The 573-nt window shown below is 67.2% G+C and carries 1 protein-coding gene and 1 pseudogene; one reads left to right on the top strand and one right to left on the bottom strand.

Annotated elements, in window-relative coordinates:
* Positions 1-318, bottom strand: a pseudogene (locus ACXJKJ_RS31520) (tRNA 2-thiocytidine(32) synthetase TtcA); the annotation flags it as partial.
* An 83-nt stretch (positions 319-401) separates the two neighbouring features.
* Between ACXJKJ_RS31520 and ACXJKJ_RS31525 the strand changes: the two are divergent.
* Positions 402-573 (top strand): YdcH family protein (locus ACXJKJ_RS31525; protein WP_457395617.1); only part of this gene is annotated, 172 nt, incomplete at its 3' end.

Genomic DNA, 573 nt, shown 5'->3' on the forward strand with positions numbered 1-573 from the left:
GTCCGGTTGTTTCTGGTCSAGGTTGACCGCGACCAGCTCGAASCKCACCGGCGCCTTCTKCTGCAGYTGCAGCAGGATGTCGAGCATCGCGTAGCTGTCCTTGCCGCCCGACAGGCACACCATCACCTTGTCGCCGTCSKCGATCATGCCGAARTCGGCGATSGCSYGGCCGACCTGGYGGCGCAGGCGCTTGGCGAGCTTGTTGGCCTCGTGCGTGCCGCGTTTATCGGCACGGGCATGGGCGCGTGGCAGCGGTTCGGCGAGGGGCAGGGGGATGTTCACGGCGGACAGCGGGGCACAGCGACGGCGGACGGCCATTCTACCGTCCGCCCGGCGGCCCCGCCGGAATGTGCCGCATGATCCGTCATGACGCCGCAGCGGGGCGGGGTTAAGCTCGCAACATGGTCGAAGCCGAAGATCCCGTTGCCATCGCGCGCCAGCTCGCCGAATTGCGGACCGAGCATCGCGACCTCGATCTCGCGATCGAACGCCTGTCCGGCGATGCGGCCGCCGACGAATTGACGGTCAAGCGCCTGAAGAAACGCAAGCTGTGGCTGAAGGACTGCATCGCGC

Source organism: Roseateles sp. P5_E1 (assembly GCF_054049335.1).